Below are 1,575 nucleotides of genomic sequence, written 5' to 3'. Positions count from 1 at the left end.
ACCCCAGATCCACTGGATAAACCGGATACTCTGTTGCCAGCACCCGCGCTAAAGCGTGGCAAGCGCTGGCATCTGAGTAAAATCCATGAACAAGGATGATGGCTGTGTTTTGTTTGTTCATCTGAGCAGGATATTCTGCATGTTATCCAAGGCTTCCCCTGAAGCTGCATTTTTTTCTAAAACTTCATGGTTTTCAGCAGTGCATATAGTCACTTGATCCGGTGTGATGGCTCTTACAAATAGCCGCTGGCGATCAGCTTGATAGAGTTGAAGTGGAATATGACTTAACTCGCTGGAATCTTCTGTCAGCCTTCCCTCATTGGCTAAAGGTGATAGTGAATACGCCAGTACAAAATGCCCATCAATCACTACACCGACCTCTTGCCACTGACCATAAACTGCATGACGCTTAAGCACCGGCTGGAATGTTCCGCGTCGGATGCGCCCCACATAGTAGGCAAATGGTGCATCTCCACCTGCTTTTTGCTGGGCATGGTTAATCACCAGAGTACGGGAGCCCGGGCAGAGATCAAGCAGCCCCAAAGCCACTCCAGTTTTGGCGGTAGGCTGAAAGGGTGCATCGGCTTGCTGGTCGATGGGGTCGTAGAGCGTTAATCTTGGTAAGGCTTGTTCATTGATTGAAGAATCATTTAATGCATCCTGCAAATAGCTGGAACGACTGGCATTGCCTGCCAGGAATACATGCACCTCTTCTGGCTGGTGGTCATGTTCATTAAAGGCTTTACGCATGGCGGTGAGGAATTTATCCACGCCTTCTTCCAGCCGTTGTTCCAGGTAGGCTGAAAGCTCTTCATAGGGCATGACCAATTCAGCTACCACTTCTTCACCGGCACGGTTGAGCAGTTTAACTTTCTCGATACCCTGGTTGTTCTGCTCACCGGCCTCCCAAAAGGGGCGCAAGCGACTGATGAGCATTTGTGTGTTAGTCACAGCGGCCTGGGTGCGATCCAGCAGCATTTCCGAACCGGGGAAAGGCTCGGCATCCAGTGGGCAGGTGATGGCAATGCGCTTTTCGCGCAGCAGCGACTGGTTGGCCTCAAATACCCGATAAGCCAGATTCTCCAACAGATTTTCACCACCCAAATAGGCATCGCCGGAGGCTCCAAAGTGTTCAAACACGGTTTCATAACCGTCAGCCTCTTCTTCTGGGGTGGGTTCGCGGTAGATGCCGTAATCAAAATCCGTAGTACCGCCGCCAAAATCAAACACGGCATAGGTTAAGCCTTCCGGTGTTGGCTCCAGCTGATAAAAAGGCAGAGCAGCAGCGGCAAAGGCAGCGGGTTCAGAAGCCCGTTCTTCAACAGTAAACTGGTTAAACGCTTCCTGCTCAATCAGCGGTGCGGGCAGGCTGCGCTGCAAACCACGGCGGAAAGAAGCCAGAATCTTGTCTTTCACACTCTGCGGGTAGGCCACAGGAAAGGTCATGTAATAACGCAGGTAGATACCCTGTTTGCGCCAGTTAATCGCCAGACCCAGGAAATAGGCGTACAACTCAATGGGATCAAAAGGATCTTCCTCGCTTACGCTCAGAGGCTGGCCTTTTACCGGATTGCG

At 51.3% G+C, this 1,575-nt stretch carries 1 protein-coding gene; it reads right to left on the bottom strand.

From position 1 onward, the window contains the following. Nucleotides 1-117 precede the first annotated feature (117 nt). On the bottom strand, nucleotides 118-1,575 hold a 1,458-nt coding region (locus IBX50_RS20515; protein ID WP_292258276.1), incomplete at its 5' end, for a hypothetical protein.

Source organism: Marinospirillum sp., assembly GCF_014859565.1.
The sequence above is the reverse complement of the archived record's forward strand: the minus strand, read 5'-3'. Positions and strand labels throughout refer to the sequence as shown.